The 19943-nt window shown below is 57.8% G+C and carries 23 protein-coding genes; 18 read left to right on the top strand and 5 right to left on the bottom strand.

Annotated elements, in window-relative coordinates:
- Positions 1 to 148 precede the first annotated feature (148 nt).
- A complete protein-coding gene (gene znuA / locus KI237_RS00235; protein ID WP_212798305.1) occupies positions 149 to 1078 on the bottom strand; it encodes a zinc ABC transporter substrate-binding protein ZnuA in 930 nt (309 codons plus the stop codon).
- A 66-nt stretch (positions 1079 to 1144) separates the two neighbouring features.
- Between znuA and zur the strand changes: the two genes are divergently transcribed.
- Genes zur through KI237_RS00215 form a run of 4 tightly spaced genes read left to right on the top strand, consistent with a single transcriptional unit; the run spans position 1145 to position 3941 of the window.
- On the top strand, positions 1145 to 1627 hold the full coding sequence (gene zur / locus KI237_RS00230; RefSeq protein WP_212798304.1) for a zinc uptake transcriptional repressor Zur: 483 nt from the start codon (positions 1145 to 1147) through the stop codon (positions 1625 to 1627).
- The gene (gene znuC / locus KI237_RS00225; protein WP_018602784.1) at positions 1627 to 2409 is read left to right on the top strand and encodes a zinc ABC transporter ATP-binding protein ZnuC; all 783 of its coding nucleotides are present in this window, start codon (positions 1627 to 1629) and stop codon (positions 2407 to 2409) included. The genes zur and znuC overlap by 1 nt, the downstream gene beginning before the upstream one ends.
- Entirely contained in the window at positions 2402 to 3190 is a 789-nt protein-coding gene (gene znuB, locus KI237_RS00220; protein WP_003196213.1) for a zinc ABC transporter permease subunit ZnuB, read from the top strand. Before znuC ends, znuB begins: the two co-directional genes overlap by 8 nt.
- A gap of 37 nt (positions 3191 to 3227) precedes the next feature.
- Positions 3228 to 3941, top strand: a complete 714-nt coding sequence (locus KI237_RS00215) for a PA5502 family lipoprotein (protein ID WP_212798303.1) — start codon at positions 3228 to 3230, stop codon at positions 3939 to 3941.
- Positions 3942 to 4063: 122 nt separating this feature from the next.
- On the opposite strand, the gene katE is transcribed toward KI237_RS00215, so the two are convergent.
- Positions 4064 to 6268, bottom strand: coding sequence for a catalase HPII (katE, locus tag KI237_RS00210; RefSeq protein ID WP_283246282.1), 2205 nt, complete (start codon positions 6266 to 6268; stop codon positions 4064 to 4066).
- 198 nt (positions 6269 to 6466) lie between these two features.
- On the opposite strand from katE, the gene KI237_RS00205 reads away from it, so the two are divergent.
- From KI237_RS00205 to KI237_RS00185, 5 genes are all read left to right on the top strand, one after another.
- Complete coding sequence (locus KI237_RS00205) at positions 6467 to 7474, top strand: methionine ABC transporter ATP-binding protein (RefSeq protein WP_212798301.1); 1008 nt, start codon at positions 6467 to 6469, stop codon at positions 7472 to 7474.
- A complete protein-coding gene (locus KI237_RS00200; RefSeq protein WP_003196204.1) occupies positions 7474 to 8148 on the top strand; it encodes a methionine ABC transporter permease in 675 nt (224 codons plus the stop codon). Before KI237_RS00205 ends, KI237_RS00200 begins: the two co-directional genes overlap by 1 nt.
- 79 nt (positions 8149 to 8227) lie before the next feature.
- Positions 8228 to 9001: a MetQ/NlpA family ABC transporter substrate-binding protein gene (locus KI237_RS00195; RefSeq protein WP_092221060.1), complete on the top strand. Its 774-nt coding sequence runs from the start codon at positions 8228 to 8230 to the stop codon at positions 8999 to 9001.
- Between the two features lie 307 nt (positions 9002 to 9308).
- Entirely contained in the window at positions 9309 to 9809 is a 501-nt protein-coding gene (locus KI237_RS00190) for a hypothetical protein (protein ID WP_212798300.1), read from the top strand.
- 12 nt (positions 9810 to 9821) lie between these two features.
- On the top strand, positions 9822 to 10064 hold the full coding sequence (locus tag KI237_RS00185; RefSeq protein ID WP_212798299.1) for a hypothetical protein: 243 nt from the start codon (positions 9822 to 9824) through the stop codon (positions 10062 to 10064).
- Between the two features lie 82 nt (positions 10065 to 10146).
- Here the strand turns inward: KI237_RS00185 and KI237_RS00180 are convergent, their stop codons facing one another.
- The gene (locus KI237_RS00180; protein ID WP_212798298.1) at positions 10147 to 10491 is read right to left on the bottom strand and encodes a MafI2 family immunity protein; all 345 of its coding nucleotides are present in this window, start codon (positions 10489 to 10491) and stop codon (positions 10147 to 10149) included.
- A gap of 246 nt (positions 10492 to 10737) precedes the next feature.
- Here KI237_RS00180 and KI237_RS00175 point away from each other — a divergent pair, with 246 nt between their 5' ends.
- Together KI237_RS00175 and KI237_RS00170 are read left to right on the top strand one after the other, a co-directional pair.
- The gene (locus KI237_RS00175; protein ID WP_212798297.1) at positions 10738 to 11223 is read left to right on the top strand and encodes a hypothetical protein; all 486 of its coding nucleotides are present in this window, start codon (positions 10738 to 10740) and stop codon (positions 11221 to 11223) included.
- 169 nt (positions 11224 to 11392) lie between these two features.
- Complete coding sequence (locus KI237_RS00170) at positions 11393 to 12178, top strand: hypothetical protein (protein ID WP_212798296.1); 786 nt, start codon at positions 11393 to 11395, stop codon at positions 12176 to 12178.
- Positions 12179 to 12727: 549 nt separating this feature from the next.
- Here the strand turns inward: KI237_RS00170 and KI237_RS00165 are convergent.
- Positions 12728 to 13087 carry a DUF6124 family protein gene (locus KI237_RS00165; RefSeq protein ID WP_212798295.1) on the bottom strand — a complete coding sequence of 120 codons (360 nt, stop codon included), beginning with the start codon at positions 13085 to 13087 and terminating at the stop codon, positions 12728 to 12730.
- A 682-nt stretch (positions 13088 to 13769) separates the two neighbouring features.
- On the opposite strand from KI237_RS00165, the gene KI237_RS00160 reads away from it, so the two are divergent.
- The 5 genes from KI237_RS00160 to KI237_RS00140 all read left to right on the top strand — a co-directional run bounded on the left by KI237_RS00160 (position 13770) and on the right by KI237_RS00140 (position 16774).
- On the top strand, positions 13770 to 14408 hold the full coding sequence (locus KI237_RS00160) for a YajG family lipoprotein (RefSeq protein ID WP_212798294.1): 639 nt from the start codon (positions 13770 to 13772) through the stop codon (positions 14406 to 14408).
- A gap of 119 nt (positions 14409 to 14527) precedes the next feature.
- The gene (locus KI237_RS00155) at positions 14528 to 15085 is read left to right on the top strand and encodes a hypothetical protein (RefSeq protein ID WP_212798293.1); all 558 of its coding nucleotides are present in this window, start codon (positions 14528 to 14530) and stop codon (positions 15083 to 15085) included.
- A gap of 138 nt (positions 15086 to 15223) precedes the next feature.
- Positions 15224 to 15598 (top strand): lysozyme inhibitor LprI family protein, encoded by a 375-nt coding sequence (locus KI237_RS00150; RefSeq protein ID WP_212798292.1) that lies wholly within the window; start codon positions 15224 to 15226, stop codon positions 15596 to 15598.
- Between the two features lie 319 nt (positions 15599 to 15917).
- On the top strand, positions 15918 to 16346 hold the full coding sequence (locus KI237_RS00145) for an Sbal_3080 family lipoprotein (RefSeq protein WP_212798291.1): 429 nt from the start codon (positions 15918 to 15920) through the stop codon (positions 16344 to 16346).
- Entirely contained in the window at positions 16343 to 16774 is a 432-nt protein-coding gene (locus KI237_RS00140; protein WP_212798290.1) for a DUF2846 domain-containing protein, read from the top strand. The genes KI237_RS00145 and KI237_RS00140 overlap by 4 nt, the downstream gene beginning before the upstream one ends.
- 274 nt (positions 16775 to 17048) lie before the next feature.
- Here KI237_RS00140 and lepB read toward each other — a convergent pair whose 3' ends face one another.
- Positions 17049 to 17801 (bottom strand): signal peptidase I, encoded by a 753-nt coding sequence (gene lepB, locus KI237_RS00135; RefSeq protein ID WP_249410678.1) that lies wholly within the window; start codon positions 17799 to 17801, stop codon positions 17049 to 17051.
- 505 nt (positions 17802 to 18306) lie between these two features.
- Here lepB and KI237_RS00130 point away from each other — a divergent pair.
- Together KI237_RS00130 and KI237_RS00125 are read left to right on the top strand one after the other, a co-directional pair.
- Positions 18307 to 19434, top strand: coding sequence for a GGDEF domain-containing protein (locus KI237_RS00130; RefSeq protein ID WP_212798288.1), 1128 nt, complete (start codon positions 18307 to 18309; stop codon positions 19432 to 19434).
- A gap of 110 nt (positions 19435 to 19544) precedes the next feature.
- Positions 19545 to 19907: a DUF6463 family protein gene (locus KI237_RS00125; protein ID WP_212798287.1), complete on the top strand. Its 363-nt coding sequence runs from the start codon at positions 19545 to 19547 to the stop codon at positions 19905 to 19907.
- Positions 19908 to 19943: the final 36 nt, after the last annotated feature.

Genomic DNA, 19943 nt, shown 5'->3' with positions numbered 1-19943 from the left:
AGCATCGCGGACAAGTCTTGCTCCCACAGCAGTAAGCGACTTTACCTGTGGGAGCAAGGCTTGCCCGCGATGAAGGCGATGAAATCCTTCAGAAATCGAGTCGCCTATGTCGCGAGCAAGCTTTGCTCCCACAGTTCTGCGGTGGGAGTTACAGCGACTCCAGGCACCCCGCCAGATCATTGCCCAGCTTCTCCAACAACTGCTCATACCCTTGCGCCGTCGCCGGGGTATAGCCACCCAGTGCATCCAGTTCCGCCAATTTCACCGGCAACCCGGCCACCAGGGTTTCGGCCAGGCGCGGGCGCAGGGGCGGTTCGCTGAAGACGCAGGTCTTGCCCACCGCTTGCAAGCGCGTGCGCATTGCCGCCACATGCTGGGCACCGGGCTGGACTTCGGCGGCCACGGCGAACACCCCGGCGTGCTTGAGGCCGTAGTTGTCTTCGAAATAGTCGAACGCCTCGTGGAACACGAAATACGGCTTGCCCGCGACCCCGGCCAGGCGCGCCTTCAGGCGCACATCCAAGGCATCAAGACGCTGGTTGAAGCCCTTGAGGTTGCTTTGATAGCGGGCCGCGTTGGCCGGATCCGCCGCGCTCAGGTCAGCGGCCATTTTGGCCGCGATCACTCGTGCATTGAGCGGCGAGAGCCACAGGTGAGCATCCACGGTGCCGGGGCGGTGGTCGTGATCGTGTTCATCGCCGTCATGGTCATCGTCCTCGTGGGAGGCGCTGTCCTGGGCGAAGTGACGCAACTTGAGCCCAGGCAAGTCCTGGATGGCAACAGAGGGCAGCGTGCGACCGTTGAGCACCCGCGGCAGAAAGCCTTCCATATCGGGGCCGATCCAATAAAGCAGGTCCACCGACTGCACCTTGCGAACATCCGATGGCCGCAACGCATAGTGATGCGGCGAAGCCCCTGGCGGCAGCAACACCTCTGGAACCGCCACGCCGTCCTGCACGGCGGCGGCAATCAGTTGCAGCGGCTTGATGCTGGTGAGCACCTTGACGTCGGCCTGGGCCGAGCCAATCAGCAGAAAACTTGCGACAAAAGCGACAAAGAGCGAAAAAAATCGGGACACGATGACCACTCGTAGAGGCGAGAACGGGTAACATAATAACGTCTCTCACTAAACTCGTCGCTGCCCATGCCTATTACACCCCTTGCCAGTCGCCCCCACGATCACTCCCACTGCGTGCACAGCGCGCTGTCCGAGGCCGATGCCATCTGCGCGCGCCAAGGGTTGCGCCTGACCGCCCTGCGTCGGCGCGTGCTGGAATTGGTCTGGCAAAGCCACAAGCCGCTGGGCGCCTACGACATCCTCGCGGTGCTCAGCGAGCAAGACCGCCGCCGTGCCGCACCGCCGACGGTCTACCGGGCCCTGGATTTCCTCTTGGAAAACGGCCTGGTGCATCGCATTTCGTCGCTCAACGCCTTCGTCGGCTGCAATCATCCCGAGCACGCCCACCAAGGCCAGTTCCTGATCTGCCGCGAATGCCACGCCGCCATCGAGCTGGAACAGAAGTCCATCAGCGATGCCATCATCGCCAGCGCCAAGGACGTCGGCTTCGTGGTCGACACCCAGACCGTCGAGGTAGTCGGCCTGTGCTCCGGCTGCCAGGGGGCCTGATGAGCAATGCGTTGATCCGCCTCGAACAGGTGGCCGTGACGTTCGCCGGGCAGAGCGTGCTGGACAACATCCACCTGAGCGTCGAGCCGGGGCAGATCGTGACCTTGATCGGCCCCAACGGCGCCGGCAAGACCACCCTGGTGCGCGCCGTGCTGGGTTTGCTCAAGCCCGACAGCGGCAGCGTCTGGCGCAAGCCCAGGTTGCGCGTCGGCTACATGCCGCAAAAACTCCACGTAGACCCGACGCTGCCGTTGTCCGTGCTGCGCTTCCTGCGCCTGGTGCCGGGCGTGGACCGTGCACGCGCCTTGGCCGCGCTCAAGGAAGTCGGCGCCGAACAGGTGATCGACAGCCCGGTGCAAAGTGTTTCCGGGGGCGAGATGCAGCGCGTCTTGCTTGCTCGCGCCCTGCTGCGCGAGCCTGAGCTGCTGGTGCTCGACGAGCCGGTACAAGGGGTCGATGTCGCGGGGCAGGCCGAGCTGTACAGCCTGATCACGCGCCTGCGCGACCGCCACGGCTGCGGCGTGCTGATGGTCTCCCACGATTTGCACCTGGTGATGAGCACCACCGACCAAGTGGTCTGCCTCAACCGCCATGTCTGCTGTTCCGGGCATCCCGAGCAGGTCAGCGGCGATCCGGCCTTCGTCGAGCTGTTCGGAAAGAACGCACAAAGCCTGGCGATTTATCACCACCACCATGACCACGCCCATGACCTGCATGGTTCGGTGGTCAGCGCCCCTTCTGCTTCCAATCATGTTCATGGAGATGGCTGCAAGCATGGCTGATTTTCTGTTGTACGCCCTGCTCGCAGGCTTGGCACTCGCCCTCGTAGCCGGTCCCCTGGGTTCGTTCGTGGTCTGGCGGCGCATGGCCTATTTCGGCGACACCTTGTCCCACGCAGCGTTGCTCGGCGTGGCCCTGGGGTTTCTGCTGGACGTCAGCCCAGCGGTGGCGGTGACCGTTGGCTGCCTGTTGCTGGCGGTGGTGCTGGTGACCCTGCAACACCGCCAGCCGCTGGCGTCCGACACGCTGCTGGGTATTCTGGCACCGAGCACCCTGTCCCTCGGGCTGGTGGTACTAAGCTTCATGCATGACGTGCGGATTGACCTGATGGCCTATCTGTTCGGCGACCTGCTGGCGATCAGTCCAACGGACCTTTCGTGGATCCTCGGCGGTAGCGCGGCGGTGCTGCTGTTGCTGGTGGCGCTCTGGCGTCCCTTGCTGGCCGTCACCGTGCACGAGGAACTGGCCCGTGTCGAAGGCCTGCCCGTGCTGGGTTTGCGGTTGGCACTGATGCTGCTGATTGCGGTGGTCATTGCAGTGGCGATGAAAATCGTCGGGGTGTTGCTGATCACTTCATTGCTGATCATCCCGGCGGCTGCGGCACAGCGTCACGCCCGCTCACCCGAGCAGATGGCCCTGGGTGCGAGCCTGCTGGGCATGCTCGCGGTGTGTGGCGGCCTGGCACTTTCCTGGTTCAAGGACACCCCGGCCGGCCCGTCGATCGTGGTCAGCGCCGCTGCGTTGTTTCTGCTGAGTTTTGTCCTGCCTCGTCGAGGGGTGTAGACTTGCTCGCTTTTTGCGCAAATAGAGAGTCGCAGGAATGAAGCCGTTCGCCTCCCGTTATCTGCTCCTTGTCGCATTTTCCCTGCTGCTGGGCGCCTGCCAAAGTACACCGCCGGTCACTCAGGCCCCCGATACCCGGGGCCCGGCCATCGCGCAGCTTGAGCAAAGCCTGGCCAGCAATGAGCTGGCCACCGCCGAAGACCAGTTGGCCGCCTTGCAAGCCCAGTCGCCCGAAGACCCGGCGCTGGAGCCCTACCAGCGGCAACTGGCCGAGGCGTATTTGCGGCGCAGCCAGATCGATCTGCAAAAAGGCGATGTCAACGCTGCCGCAACCGCCCTGAGCCGTGCCCGCGCGTTGATGCCCAAGGCCCCGGCCCTCACTGGCGAGGTCAACAGCGCCATTGCCGAAGCCCGCAAGGCCGACCTGGATAAAGCCGAGGCCGACCTCAAGGCTGCCGAAGCCAAACCCGTCGCTAAACTGATCGACCCGAGTGCCGAAAGCACGACGATTGCATTGAACATAGGCGATATGCAGCAACTTCGCCGGCAACTGGACGCCATCGCGACGGATGTGGTGAATTTCCACTGCGACGTCAGCATCCAGGCACCACGTACCGACGACTACCCATGGCTGGCGACGTTGCTGACCAAGCGGGTCAAAAAACTTGATCCGGGGTTTGATCTGAAACTGCAGAAGCAGATTCTGCGTAGCGTGCCGGCGCAGATGGTGCTGACGCCTCGCAAATCCTAAAAGCATCGCGGGCAAGCCTTGCTCCCACAGGTCAATGTGTTCCCCTGTGAGAGCTGACCTGTGGGAGCAAGGCTTGCCCGCGATAGCGTCCTATCTAGAAACCAAGCTCTTTCAGATACCCCTCAAGCCGGAACCCCCTTAGCCTTGGCCTCCCGCCCCCAGACCCGATGCTGGGCAATGGCCGCAAAAAACCGCGGAAAATTGCTCGCATCCGCGTCCTCGATCAACCCCGCATCGACCCCCAGCTTCAACTCCACCAGCAACTGCCGGGCCTCGCCATGAAGCGCAATGGCCTTCAGATGCTTGTAGGCCTCCAGCACGTAATGCAACGCCACGCCGTCCCGACTCAAGGTCTTGATCGATTCCGCGCCACCCGGTACGAACACCGCATCGAAGGCAATCGACGGTAACCCTTCCATCGACGCATCCACCGCCAGCGTTTTCCCATCGGCCGTCGTCACCGGCGCTGAGGTCGGCCCCAGCACTTTGGCGTGGGCGCCCTCGGCCTTCAGGGCCTGCTTGAGCGTATCGATGATCGCCCCATCGACACCGTTAGCCACCAACACCGCCACTTTTCGCGTCTTGATGTCGCCGGACAGCAGGTTCGCCTGGCTCAAGGCCGGCGACTGCTCCAGCGATGGCGTGGGCACATCGACGGTGCCAGCGGTGGGCGCCGGCAACCCGAGGTTTTTCGCCACTCGCCCGGCCAGTTCCAGGTCGATGTTGGCGAGGATCTCATTGACCTGCCGCGCCCGGATGAACTCCCGCTCCACCTTGCCCAGCTCGAAGCTGTAGGCCGCGATGATGTGCTCCTGCTCATGAGGGCTCATGCTCTTGTAGAACAGCCGCGCCTGGGAGAAATGATCGGCGAACGACTCGCTGCGTTGGCGGATCTTGTGGGCGTCGATACGCTCTGGATAACTTTCGAAGCCGCCGTCTTCCGGGCCGGGCGGGGTTTCCTTCGGCCAGCCGCCGTCGATGGAGTTCGGCTCGTAGGACGCACGCCCCTTGTCGATGGTGGTGCGGTGCATCGCATCACGCTGGCCGTTGTGCACCGGCGTGATCGCCCGGTTGATCGGCAGCTCATGAAAATTCGGCCCACCGAGTCGGCTGATCTGCGTATCGGTGTAGGAAAACAGCCGCCCTTGCAGCAAAGGGTCATTGGAAAAGTCGATGCCCGGCACGATGTGCCCGGGGCAGAAGGCAACCTGTTCGACTTCGGCGAAGAAGTTGTCCGGGTTGCGGTTCAGCACCATTTTGCCCAGGGGCGTGATCGGCACGAGTTCTTCCGGGATGATCTTGGTCGGGTCGAGCAGGTCGAAGTCAAACTTGTGCTCGTCCTCCTCGGCGACGATCTGCACACCGAACTCCCATTCCGGGTAGTCGCCCATCTCGATCGACTCCCAGAGATCGCGACGGTGGTAATCCGTATCTTTACCCGCCAGTTTCTGGGCTTCGTCCCATACCAACGAGCAGGTGCCGACGGTAGGGCGCCAGTGGAACTTGACGAAGCTGCTTTTGCCTTCGGCGTTGATCATGCGGAAGGTGTGCACGCCAAAACCCTGCATCGTGCGTAGGCTTTTTGGAATGGCCCGGTCAGACATCGCCCAAATGACCATGTGGGCCGATTCCGGCACCAGCGAGACAAAATCCCAGAAGGTGTCGTGAGCCGAGCCGCCTGTAGGAATTTCGTTATGGGGCTCGGGTTTTACCGCGTGGACAAAGTCCGGAAATTTCACCGCGTCCTGAATGAAAAACACCGGCATGTTGTTGCCCACCAGGTCGAAGTTGCCTTCGTCGGTGAAGAACTTCACCGCAAAGCCACGCACGTCCCGCACGGTGTCGCCGGAACCCCGTGGCCCTTGCACCGTGGAAAAACGCACGAATACCGGGGTTTTCTTGCTCGGATCTTGTAGGAAACCGGCTTTGGTCAATGCCGAGTGCGCGTCATAGCTCTGAAAATAACCATGGGCGCCGGTGCCCCGGGCGTGAACGATGCGTTCCGGGATGCGTTCATGGTCAAAATGCGTGATTTTTTCACGCATGATGAAGTCTTCCAGCAGCGAGGGGCCGCGAGCGCCAACACGCAGAGTGTTCTGGTTATCGGCGATTTTCACGCCTTGGTTGGTACGCAGCGCTTGTTCGGTGGCGTCGGAACGAAATTGCTCCAGGCTCTCGAGCTTGGCGTTGGTGTTGCCGCGATCCAGCGTGTCGGTCCCGGCCAGTTGGCTCTTGTTGACTGTGGGCTTCTTGGTACTCATCAGGCATGACTCCTCTTTGCGTTCCTCGCCTTGGCCAGGAATCTGAGTTCGATACCGCAGGTGCATGACCCCGGTATTTCAAGTGGCTTAATGAGTGACCGATGCCGTTTGGCCGTGTTCCTTTTTTATGGCCTTTGATCGCGTTATTGCCAAATGACAGGTCCGATCGCAAATAAATGCTAAGAACCTCTATACGGGACAGGCTAAAATGCGCGCCCGGCTAACCGCTGATCCTTTTCCAACGCGCCCCACAAGGTTCGCTACGTGATCGAGTTTCAAGACGTCCATAAAACCTACCGAGTCGCCGGTAGGGATATCCCCGCCCTGCATCCGACCAGTCTGACGATTGAGAACGGTCAGGTCTTCGGCCTGATTGGCCATTCCGGTGCGGGAAAAAGTACCCTGCTGCGCCTGATCAATCGCCTGGAAGATTCCACTGGCGGCAAGATCATTGTCGACGGCGAGGAAGTCACCGCCCTGGACGCCAGCGGCCTGCGCCGCTTCCGCCAGCAAGTCGGGATGATTTTCCAGCACTTCAACCTGCTGGCGTCCAAGACCGTGGCCGACAACGTGGCGCTGCCGCTGACGCTGGCGGGCGAATTGTCCCGCAGCGACATCGACCGCCGAGTGGCCGAGTTGCTGGCGCGGGTAGGGCTGTCCGACCACGCCCGCAAATACCCGGCGCAATTGTCCGGTGGCCAGAAACAGCGCGTCGGCATCGCCCGCGCCCTGGCGACCAAACCCAAGATCCTGCTGTGCGACGAAGCCACCAGCGCCCTCGACCCGCAAACCACCGCCTCGGTGCTGCAACTGCTGGCCGAGATCAACCGCGAACTGAAGCTGACCATCGTGCTGATCACCCATGAAATGGACGTGATCCGCCGCGTTTGCGATCAAGTGGCGGTGATGGACGCTGGCGTGATCGTCGAGCAAGGCCCGGTGGCCCAGGTGTTCCTGCACCCCAAGCACCCCACCACCAAGCGTTTCGTCCAGGAAGACGAGCAGATCGACGAAAGCGAACAGCGCGACGATTTCGCTCACGTCCCAGGGCGCATCGTGCGTCTGACGTTCCAGGGCGAAGCGACTTACGCGCCATTGCTCGGCACCATCGCCCGGGAAACCGGCGTGGACTACAGCATCCTGGCCGGTCGTATCGACCGCATCAAAGACACCCCCTACGGGCAACTGACCCTCGCCATCACCGGCGGTGACATGGAGGCGGCGTTTGCCCGCTTCACCGCGGCCGATGTCCACATGGAGGTGCTGCGCTAATGGAACTGTTGAGTTCGTTCTTCTCCAACATCGACTGGCTGGAAATCTGGCTGGCGACCGGCGACACCTTCCTGATGCTGTTCGGTTCGCTGTTGTTTACCGTGCTGCTCGGCCTGCCCCTGGGCGTGCTGCTGTTCCTGTGCAGCCCGCGCCAGTTGCTCGAAGCCCGCGGCGTGTATGCGCTGCTATCGCTGATCGTGAACATCCTGCGTTCACTGCCGTTCATCATCCTGTTGATCGTGATGATCCCGTTCACGGTATTGATCACCGGCACCTCCCTGGGCGTGGCCGGCGCGATCCCGCCACTGGTGGTCGGCGCCACACCGTTCTTCGCCCGCCTGGTGGAAACCGCCCTGCGCGAAGTCGATCGCGGCATCATCGAAGCGACCCAGGCCATGGGCGCGACCACGCGGCAGATCATCGTCAACGCCTTGCTGCCGGAAGCCCGTCCAGGCATTTTTGCAGCGATTACGGTGACAGCGATTACGCTGGTGTCCTACACGGCCATGGCCGGTGTCGTCGGCGCCGGTGGTTTGGGCGACCTGGCGATCCGCTTCGGTTACCAGCGCTTCCAGACCGATGTGATGGTGGTCACGGTGGTGTTGCTGCTGGTGCTGGTTCAGGTGCTGCAAACCGTGGGCGACAAGTTAGTTGTGCATTTCTCTAGAAAATAAGGCCTCGCGGCCAATAAACCATGAGCCGGCCATTCGCTGGCAGGCGCCGAGAGCGGGCGCCTCACAAGGAGTTAGCTGAATGAAAAAATTACTGGTTGCCTTCGCTGCTGCCGCAGCGTTTTCCGCCCACGCCGCCGACACCCTGACCGTCGCGGCCACGCCAGTGCCGCACGCGGAAATCCTCGAATTCGTCAAACCGGCCCTGGCTAAGGAAGGCGTGGACCTCAAGGTCAAAGTCTTCACCGACTACATCCAGCCGAACGTGCAGGTCGCGGAAAAACGCCTGGACGCCAACTTCTTTCAGCACCAGCCGTACCTGGATGAATTCAACAAAGCCAAGGGCACCCACCTGGTGAGCGTGGCCGGTGTGCACCTGGAGCCTTTGGGCGCGTACTCCAGCAAGTACAAGGCACTGACAGAACTGCCCGGTGGCGCCAACGTGGTCATCCCGAACGACGCCACCAACGGCGGCCGTGCGCTGTTGTTGCTGGCTAAGGCTGGGGTGATCAAACTCAAGGATTCGAACAACATCTTGTCCACCACCAAGGACATTGTTGAGAACCCGAAGGATCTGAAATTCCGCGAACTGGAAGCGGCGACCATTCCGCGCGTGCTGACCCAGGTGGATCTGGCGTTGATCAATACCAACTATGCGTTGGAGGCCAAGCTGGATCCTTCCAAGGATGCGCTGGTGATTGAAGGTAACGACTCGCCTTATGTGAACATCCTGGTGGCGCGTGAGGATGATAAGGACAGTGAGGCGATGAAGAAGCTGGTTGCGGCGTTGCATACGCCGGAAGTGAAGGCTTTTATTCTTGAGAAGTACAAAGGGGCGGTGTTGCCGGCGTTTTAATTTGAGACGCGCGGTTGAATGAAAACGGGGGGATGCATGCGAGTGCGTCCCCCTTTTTTTGGAGTACCAGCGTTCTGCTCAACCACCGACATTCCCCGTGGCGAGGGAGCTTGCTCCCGCTCGGCGGCGTAGCCGTCGTTAACCATGGATTACTGGTGATCTGCCGATTATGTTGAGAAAGCTGCTTTGGCCCTGGCTAGCGCTAAGCATTGAGCGAACCGCCGCGACCTGCCAGCAAAGTGCCGGTTTGCATCTCAGGCGCTGTTTGTAGAAAATCGCCCCCCTCTTGCTCGAAAGGATACGTGCTATGAAGGTCGAAGGGACTTTCCAATACATGACCCCGCACGGGATCATCTTCAACGTCTCGCAGATCACCCTCACCGACAGCGAACGTGGGCGCTTACGCGAGCTGCATTTTGGCGAGGCGAAAAGCGCCCACTATGAGGTCAACAGCAAGGTCGTCGAGGTGTACGACAAGATGCAGGCCAAGAGCCTGCCGTGCGTGATGATGATCGGCATTTCCAAGCCGCTGACCCGGCAACAGGGCGATACCCTCAATGCCCAGCGCACCAAGATCGCCAACCTGGCCGCCTCCGCCTTCGGTGGCGCCGCCGGTACTGTGGGCGGTTTAGCCGGGCCTGCAGGCACTGTCGCCGCAGGTACCGTTGCAACGGCGGGTGTGCGCTCGTACGTCAATGACGCTCTGCCCACCTACCATGCTGGCGACGTAATCGTCAGCATCCAGGCGCAGGTCAATGGTGGGATTGGCCCACAGCGCTCTTCCGAATCCCTGATCATCAAGACCTGAGTGGGGCTGCACATGTCCGAAATTACCCAGACGGTCATCGTCGTGGCGCTGGCCTTTCTACTTGATCGGTTTCTTAAGCCGTACCCGCTGCGCAAGTGGCTAGGGGTGACGCTGGTGGTGGCAGGCGCAATCGGCTGCGTTGCCGTGAGCCAGACCCAGTTGCTGGGCTTTGACATGGGATTGATGTCGGTCCTTGCCGTGCCGGTGGGCGCGGGGCTGTTCGTGACCAGACGGCGGTTTGTGCACTCCCCCTAATCGTTGCACATGGCGCTCAAAACTCAGTGCGCTAATTGCAATTTTGAAACCAGTGCGTCCTCGATCCTAAGCGGTCGTTCAGTTATTCGTTTCCATAGCTCGCGGTCCAGCTATTCCAAGCGTCTTCATTTCGTGCATAGACAGAAATAGGAAGGAAATCGCGGTGTTGTGGAAAAATATTGGACACGAAGTCTTCCGTGTAGGAAATCGTAGGGCCGAGCATAGCAAGAATATTTGTCATAACGACGCTGGCACACTCCCTCTCTTCATCCGTCGGATCACCGTCGAACTCGAATCGCGCGCGCAGTCGCCCATCGTCAGCGATATCGAACGACACAGATCTTAGACGTGGCGGAATTTCACCCAGCAAGGCGCGCTGTGCCGCGAGACGAATTTCAGATTCGGATGGAAAAGCTGTTGTATGCAAGACCGATGGCTCATGTAGGTAATGATGTCTAGTTATAACAGATGGCCGCTCGTGTCGACCGGCCGTTATGGGTCGAAGCTACCCCTCAGAGCCATCCCTTCCCGCCCAAAGCATTGACCATCCGCTCGCAATCAGTTTTCAGTTGGGTTAATAACGACAGATTGGCTCAACCTGGCCAACACCGCACAATCATCCAGGGGGCATCGGCTTATCGAAAATGCCCCTTGCAAACGATAGGCACGCCACGTGAATCTTTCCGAATACTTTGCAACTAACGATGGATCGCTCCCTGAGGTTGTGGTGACGTATTCAGATTCGTCGCTCGTACCGCAGGCATTTCAATATCTGTTCGATCATGGCGCGAAAAATGTCACTGTTGACGGCGGCTATCTTTGGATTAAAGCATCCCAAAGTGGAAAGCCATTCTCCGGCCCTCAGGATGCTTTGCTTGTAAGCTCAGGAGCAGCAGAGGCATTCCACGTCGTTCTCGGTGGGCTTTACGGCACCCGGGGTCAAATACCTGACCTTGGTGTTTACGTTTTCACTAATAGCCTCACTTTGGACTATCGGATGGGGGCTCAGTGGGGACAAGATCAGATCTATTCATTGTTGGAGCTACTGCGGCAGCTAAGAGACCTCGGCGGCGTTGTATCTATCCCATGGTGGGGAGCTGAGAGTGAAGACGACTTCCTTGCGGCCTTGGAGAGCCCCGAACAAATTATTCCTACTTAAATTTAGGGCGGGTCGTGACAGGCAGAAATCGGCCATAAGCAGTCATTCAGGAGGACAGGACCTGTCAAGAAGCATCCATTGCGGGCTTTCAGAACAAAGTTTCAATGGACAGCTAAAGTACGTACGCGGATTAACAACTTAGAGATTTCCTAACCAAATAAGTAGAAAAATGGACGTCGATTCTAAAACTGAAGAAAAGAAGCACCCCACATGGGACATTGGATTGACGGGGGAGCTAGTCACTGCGGTATTCGGGGCGGCGCAGTGGAAGAAGGCGCACCCTAGCGTAAGATCCATGACGGACAGACCTCAGTTCTGCCGCTACCACTACCACGAAGCCTTGGACATGATGAATGGATACATCGAATCCAAACTGAAGGAGACAGGCTTGTGGGGTGTCTACGAGGACTACGATGAGTTTAGTTACCTGATGCTTAAGATCAGGGGGAATGTCACTGCCTTCGTCCAGAGCCTGCATGCCGTCGCGGATACCTGCTCCCACATGCTCTATTACTCCTTGGAGCTGGACAAACTCCCCAGGCCCCTTAAGGAGCGGGACATCTATGCCAAGAAGGTCCTCAGGCTCCTAGAGCAGCAACGCGATGCCGGGCATTCCGAGTACGACAAGCTCTGTAGATTTTTCCGCGAGATCACAACTGGCGATGACTACAAGTACCTTGATGCCCTGACCAATACGTCAAAGCACCGCAGCATTGTCCGCTCAGAACTGAACGAGGACGCCACTGGCAAGCGGGAAGAGAAGTGGATTCTGTTCTTGGAGTCGTTCTGGTACGCAGGTGAATTGTTTGAAAAAACCAACGCTCGCGAGTTCATGCGAAAGGAGCATGACCGTATTCAGCATCTGACCGTAAACATTGGAGTGGAGCTGAACAATGTCTTGATGAAGCTCCAACCTTTGAAGCCCACAACGCAAGCCATTGAAGAACGTCGGTAAAGACCCTATACCGCAGCAGCCGGTGGCCATGCCACTGTACGACCACAGCCACTCCGAAGCCGTCACTGAAAAAATACTAACCGGAAACGTTGCGAGGCCTGTTTGTGTCAGTAGGCTGATTTCGACTCAAAGCGGGCATTTGACAGTAAGTACTCGACAACTAACTTTTCACTGTGGCTCCAAGTCCGACCATAAACAACTGCGGCCAATGCCCGCCATTAACGTTCCGTAATCTTCAAATTTACAGATATTTACCTCAGCCTGACTCGTCCACGTCGCTTCGCATTCTTCGCACACCCACAGCAAAATTTTTGTAGAGCGAACCCGCATTGCTCGAACGTAACCTTGACCGCACCTTTGGCACTCAATCAGCATGTAAGTAATCTCTGACAGGACTTCGGTGTAGTTTAATCCGATTGACCGCTTTTGGCCGATAACAGCCTGCCAGAGCAGCTAATATCTAACCTATGAAGTGATAGGACACTCAAAGAACCGTACTCCATGAAAACCCGACGTAACGCGTCGGGTTTTCTTTGAGCGGTTTACCCGCTATCGCGGATCGACGTTATCCAACACCCGATTCGCCAGCAATGAACTCAGCTCAATCAGTTGCTGGATACCGAGAGCAATGTGTCGGCGTGAGCCTTCCAGATCGAAGGCCAGATTACTGACCATCGCGTCGGCTGCCGCCAGGGTTTCGCTGAGGTTGGCGAGCAGGCATTCGTTGTCGGCGTTTTTTGCGACGGTGAATAGCTGGCCCGGTCGGGACGTGTCTTCTGGTTTTTCCGGTTTTGGTAGCAGGTAGTAGTCCAAGGCGCGTTCGGCGGCTTCGTCGAGTTTCTTGGTTTTGGATTTTTTGGACGGGGACGTTTGGTCCGCTTCCGGAGGGTTTGGAGTTACTTTGAACATAGGCTGGAATCCTCGAGTTAGGCCGCAACCCTTTCCCTACTAAAAGAAGGGTGGCGGCTGTGCGCAGGTTAGTAGACCGGGGATTCCAGCATTGCCGGCGCGCCGAAGCGCCCTGCGCACAGCCACCATGAAGAACAGGATCCGAGATACCTGCCTGAACGGAGACTCATGCAACTTGCGGGAAAACCGCGGGCTACTAAACCCGACCACTGATGGGCAGTGGCAGGAAAACGATAGAGCCCAGGGACAAGGCGCACAAGCGGGCGGATTCTGGCGTAGTTGTAGGCAATGGCGCAAGGTTGGGTAGCCTGGCGGAAGGGTGGTGATGGGAGGATAAACAGAGCGCCCTACCGCCCTGCAAATCGGGGCTATGGGGGTCCGTCCGGGCGGGCAGGAAGCGGCTGTGGCGGTTTGTCTGTAGGAATGTGTCGGCCCGGTGGGGGCTGCTGCGCAGCCCAGCGGGAGCAAGCTCCCTCGCCACAATTGGACTTCGTAAGACTTCATGTCGTCGTTAATCTTTTGCGATTGAAGCCCCGTAATTGCGGTTGTTTGCGATAGTGGCTTGGTGCCACAATCCTTTTTAGTTTCGTCATGTCAGGTGGGTCCCATGGACTACCCAAGATCTGCCATCGGTCATGGAGAAGCCTGGCACCAAGGACAAACGTACAACTCAGGAGCAAGCATGTCTTATTTGAAAGCAACCGCCGTCGTTATCGCCCTCGCCTCATTGGTGGGCTGCGCCACAAACCGATCCGAGGTCGAGGTAACCGGCCCCGCGCCGCAAGCGGGCATGTCGGGCCAAGGTCAGCAGGTGTACATCAACGCCGTGGACGAACGGGTCTTCCAGATTGATCCACCCAGCGCCGATATCCCTTCGCTGAAAAACGATGAAGAAGTGAACGATACCAGCGTCACCCATCGCGCGATTGGCCGTAAGCGCAACGGCTTCGGCAAAGGTCTGGGCGATGTGGTGTTGCCCTCGGGCCGTACCGTTTCGCAACTGGTGGGCAACGCGGTGGCAACGGCCTATCAGCAGGCCGGCTATCAGGTTGTAACCACGCCAACGCCGAGCGCCGCGGCGGTGAATGTGCACATTATCGAGTACTGGTCGTGGTTCTCTCCCGGTGCGTTCACCGTGGCGGTGAACAACAAGGCCCATTTGAAAATCGAAACCCCGGGCGCAGCGCCGCTTGAAGTGATTACGACTGCGCGCGACAGCATGCAGATGGCCACCGACGGTGACTGGAAGAAGATCAACGAGCAGGGCCTCAACACCATCGTCGCCGAGACCGGCAAGCAACTGGGCAAGGCCAAGCCATAAGGCTACACGACAGCCAGAATCAATCTGGCGCGCCGATACGTAGCGTTGCTCTAAAAGAGGGGCCAAGGGCATATTGCAGTCGCGCATGAACTTGCCCCTCTTTTTATCCGAGTGCACTCATGAATTCATTACGCGAAGACAATCGAAAGCGCTTGATAAGGCTCATCGAGCAGATCCCTGTTGATGCAAACCCCGAGGGCTGGACGCATGTGGCTTCGATAGCCGTCGGCGGGCTGCTATCGGTTGGGTTTTCGCAAAAAGGGCCTTACTTGCTGGTGGTCTCAAGCTCGGGTCGAAGTGTGGTGCATTGCAACACAGGGGAAAAGATTGCGCGCGACTATGAAGAATATGCGGGCTTGAGCGAACTCGGATTGCATGGCCAGGGCATCGGCGTGATCGCCGATGAAGTCATACCGTTGTGTGGAATCCATGGCGGCGGCTTGCCGACCAGTAACATCGCTGGGGAAGGGCTGGAGTTGGTTTCCCCGGATTGGCCTGAGAACAAACTTATTCTGAGCAAACCCTTCAAGAATGCGCTGATTGAGGGGCATCAAGCGGATTGCACGGTGATCTACACGGACCACGTGAGGGCGTTCGGATTCTCGTGGTGCGGAAACTACATCGTCGCGGCATGCGGCAGCGACCTCGATCTTTGGTCGAGAAATGCCAAGCTGTAGCGACTGGCCGTCGCGGTTGATGGTGGGCCGTGAAAAACAGGAAGGATCCCCACGATCTGCTTCATTGTTCCACAACCCTCATGATAAATTCCCCGCCGCGACCTCTAATCAATAGGGGGCATTCAGGGAGAGAAGTCTGTGATCAAGTCTTTGTTGGTTGGGACGTTGTTGGCCATGGCATCCGCATCGGCCTTTGCGATGAGTTGCGATAACCCTAGAAACGCCTATGACAGGACCTATTGCGCTTCGCTGAAAATGGTTCAGTCGGATCAGGACATCAACGATCAGTACAAGAAGACGATGAGTGCCCTGAACCCGGATCAGAAGAAAAAGGTGAAAGCCGCTCAAATCCAGTGGATCAAGATTCGTGACAACGCCTGTTCCAACGATGGCCTGCTCTACCTGGACTGCGCCAACGAGAAGACCGAGGCGCGTATCGTCATACTCAAGGCTGTCGAGCGCGAGTGCCGGGCTGCCGGTTGTGACGACGCCAAGCTGTCGCAGGTCGAGTAACCCGTAAACAATAAGCACGTCGGGCTCGCTCGCGGTCATTCAACATTGCGCTCCATCCCTTTTGTACCCGTGACTCACTCGCGGGTCGCAATACCCACGAAAAACCCGACCTTAAGCGTCGGTTTTTTTTTGGCGGGTTTACCCACTATCGCGGCTCAACGCCCCGCTCGGAAACATGAAACATGGGGACGGATTTATTTTTTAGGCGAGGACGAAAATAAATCCGTCACCTTTTCTCGTCAGCACATTGACCGGGAAAACGCGCAAAACTACCATGATGGCATCGTTTTGATATCACTGCACATTTCAGGGATCGAACATGCTTTCCAGAGTCATCACGGCAGGCCTTCTACTGGCATTGGCCGGTTGTACCAACATCAAAGTCGAGCCAGTCGCTTCTCAATACAAAATTTCGCAGATCTGCATCGAAGAAAACCCGAAAGTGGTGGTGGGCGACTTCGTGGATGGCCTGCAAACGCTACTGCGTAAGCACCGTATCGAAAGTCGGCTTTACGCGGCGCCCGTTCCGGGTAGTTGTGAGTATCGTCTTACCTACACCGCCATTCGTTCCTGGGACTTTTCTCCGTACTTGTCCGATGCCAGTGTCCGGCTCTTCAAAAGCGATCAACAGATCGGTTTCGGGCAATACCATCTGACGGGTGAGGGCGGTTTCGATCCATCCAAAGTAGCGCCGGTCGAAGAGAAGATGGCGCCGGTGATTAACCAGTTACTGGGGCAAAACAAATGAGTTCAACATCGAAAAGTATCCCGGCCCTGTTGCTCATGCTGGTGTTGACCGGTTGTGGTCACACCAGCTCCAGTCAGCCATATTTCGAACCACCGCCACCACCACAGGGCAAGGCGCTGATCTACATGATGCGGACTCAGGTCATTCAAGGCAGCTTTTATGACAGCGTTTTCAGTATCAATGACAGTGCGGTGGTGGGGCTCAATGACAAGACCTATTCCTGGGTACAGGTGAGTCCAGGCCTGCACAAGGTATCGGCCGGGCCGCGTCCACATCCTAAAAACGTATATCTGAACCTGTCGGTCGAACCGGGTAAAGAGTACTTCGTTGAATATACGCAGGAGTACGCGGCTGAAATGGTCCGGGTACGGGACGCTAAGGAGGGGAAAGCCATGGTGAAGGGATACTCGTATATACCGGTTAAGTAATCGCCTGCCTTAAATAGCATTGGGCGAAAGCTAAACGGGCGACCTTAGGTCGCCCGTTTTTATTGCAGGCATGCCTGCGTGGTTGTGGTGGGGCCTCGCTGGCTTTCAAGAAAGGTACCGAGTCGACACCAGCGGCAGTTGTGAGGTTTTCAGATCATCGACTAGTGGATCCTTAAAGGCGTTCGGGTTGATCAGTCCGAGACTCCCTGTCTAGTCCTGAAACACACCTGTTTCACCCCAACCGGCCAATGGCTGCCTGTCACGAGGGAAGTGGTCATTCAAAGGTGCTTCCGATCTTTGCAGGTTCGTTAGAAAACCATATCCCGGTTACCTTTCCGGTGATGTCGTCAATCGCGACCTGGCCCATGAAGCGGCTGTCGTTACTTACGTCGCGGTTATCGCCCAGTAGGTACACGTGATCCGCCTCGACCTTGAGCGGTGCGAGGGTCAGCGAGTACGCCTCTTTGACCCGGTTAGCGGGTGCAAAAAATAGCCCGAGGTTGTGACCATTGTTAATCAGATCGCCGTTGACGATTGCCAGTGTGTCTCCGCCGACTGCAGCGACACGTTTGGTAGCCTCCGTGCCATTGAATCGGTACACCACAATATCTCCAACCTTCGGTTTGCTGTATCGGGTGTCGGTGACTATGTAGTCTCCAATTGCCAAGGTTGGCGACATGGAGCCTGAGGGGATCTGATAGAGCTGATAACCGAGCAGCATCGATTTGAGTGGCAAAAACAATATCAGAGTGACCCCAGCGAGAGCTGCAACATAGAGAATATGAAAACGGACACCAGGAGGTGCGGCAATATCATCGTGCTTATGAGCCAACCGTGCGGCTGCCAGGGCCGAGGTCAGCTTGATCAGCACAATGAACGCAAAGAGTGCATACATACCCTTGGGACTTGAAATCACCCCGAAGATGCCAGCCAACACCAAGCCCGCATACATCAATCCGGCAACACGCAGGGCCCAGACAATACGACCGACATACACCAGCCCCCAACCTGCAACCATGCAGGACATAACAAATGCTTTTAGCGGTGATCTTCGAAGGTGCATAAATATCACTGTGTTGAGATAGAGGAGGGCAGGATTTCAGAGTAATCACTATGGAGGTGATCGTCATGTCTCGGCGTTGTATGACGAAACTTGAGATCAGTGAAGGCTCAATGCAGGAGAGCTACTTTTTCAACAGAGTCGGCCGTTAGCCGTCTTTCATGGCCGGCTAATATTTATCGCTAGGGGTCGTGGCAGCACCAGGTTTCGTCTGTTTGGGCAGCAGGTAGAAACCCGGGGCGCCCGAAGGCGCCATGCGCACAGCCACCATCGAGTGCAGGCAATGCCTGACTGATGAGACGCGTGCAACCGTTGCTATACCGGGCTTTGTTATTGCAAATCTTCTCGCTACTTGAAGAGACGGGCAACTTTTCAAGCGCCTTGCGGCCCGCCACGACCGTAATTCGGTTGTTTACGTTGATAGCAAGGTGCCACAATAGTTTTCTAGTTGCGTCATGATCAGGTGGATCAAATGGGTGGCCCAAGATCTCGCAATGGCCAGGATTTTTGCATAGCCGAGCAGGTGCGCACTGATCGATTGCAGCAACTGTTTCGCCAATCCGTTTCTGCGGTGTTCGGCAGTTACCTCGCGGCCATCATACTCAGCTGGCTGTGTTGGGATCGGTTTGAGCACAGTCTTATTCTTTGGTGGCTGGCCATCCTGAGCGCATCCACGCTGTTGCGTATCACGATGTTCGTTGCCTATTTCCGTAGTGACGAAAGTGAGCGTACACCTCAACGCTGGGAGCGCAGGTACTGGGTCACGCTAGTGTTATCCGCCAGCATCTGGGGCGGCGGTGCGTTGGTGGTCATGCCGGCAGACGATCTGTTGTCTCAGGCGCTGGTCATGCTCTTTACCGTCGGCATGTCCGTCAGCGCGGTGTCCTGTTATTCGGCCTACCGCGATATGACCCTGGCCTCCATCGGCCTGGTGTTGTTTCCATGTACCGTCTGGCTGCTGTTTCAGCCGTTACCGATTCAAGTCGGCATGGCACTTTCGATCCTGGTGTTCGCGGCATTTGCGGCCCGCGCCACGCACAAAATGTCCCAGGCACTGGAAACCGCCTTTCGACTCACCCGTGAAATGGAACGGGCGAACAGCATTTCAACCCGCGCCGCACAAACCGATGAACTGACCGGCCTGAAGAGTCGACGGGCTTTTTTCGAGCATGCCCAGCAGCTCTACGACGAATGTAAGATCAACCGGCTAGGGTTGTGCGCCGTCATGTTGGACATGGATCATTTCAAGCATATCAACGACACCTACGGCCATCAGGTCGGGGATCAGGTATTGCGCCAAATGGGTGAGGTCATCAGTTCGTCCTTTCGGGTGACGGATATTCACGGCCGGCTAGGTGGAGAAGAATTCGCCATTCTGCTCCCGGACACCTCCATTGAGGTCGCCATCAAGATTGCAGAAGCGCTCGTCCTGACGGTTGCTGAGTTGATGATCGAGCCTGTGCACCGCATAACAGCCAGCCTCGGCGTAGCGTCGACGGATGCCGGTGATAAGGATCTTCATAGTTTGATGAACAATGCTGATAAGGCGCTCTATCAAGCGAAGGCGTTAGGGCGTAACCGGGTGGCTGTGGCTCAGTAGGATTGGCTTTGCGTCATCAGCCGGCGTTGGAGGAAAGAGGTAGACAGGCTGTCCGGCCATCAGCGTCAATGTCGGTGCTAATCACACCCTCTGTAGCGGACTGCAAAAACATGGCAATAATTTTCGCGTGGATACTGTTTGCCCTGGGCCTCGCCCACATCCTGTTTGGCATTACGAAGTTCAAAGTACCGTTCGCCGCCGCGATGAATGCGGGCTTCGTCGGCCAGTTCACGGCTCACGAAGATCGGCGTTCGGCGCTATGGTTCACGGTCCTGGGGCCACTTTTTATGCTCGCCGGTCACGTGGCGGTTCACGCCGTAGAGGTTGGAGATCTCGCGCTGCTGAAGATGGTGGGAAGCTATGTGCTCATTACGTCCATCGCCTGCGTCATCGCTGTTCCAAAGTCCGGATTCTGGGCAACGCTCTTGCTTGCTCCGCTTCTGATCGCGGCTGGCTACGGTCTGGTTTCGTAGCTGCCGCGGGTGCATGTGAATGCACCCGCGTTTTTT

It is taken from the genome of Pseudomonas sp. St316 (assembly GCF_018325905.1).
In the GTDB taxonomy this organism is placed as follows: domain Bacteria; phylum Pseudomonadota; class Gammaproteobacteria; order Pseudomonadales; family Pseudomonadaceae; genus Aquipseudomonas.
This window is presented reverse-complemented; position numbering and strand designations above follow the sequence as displayed.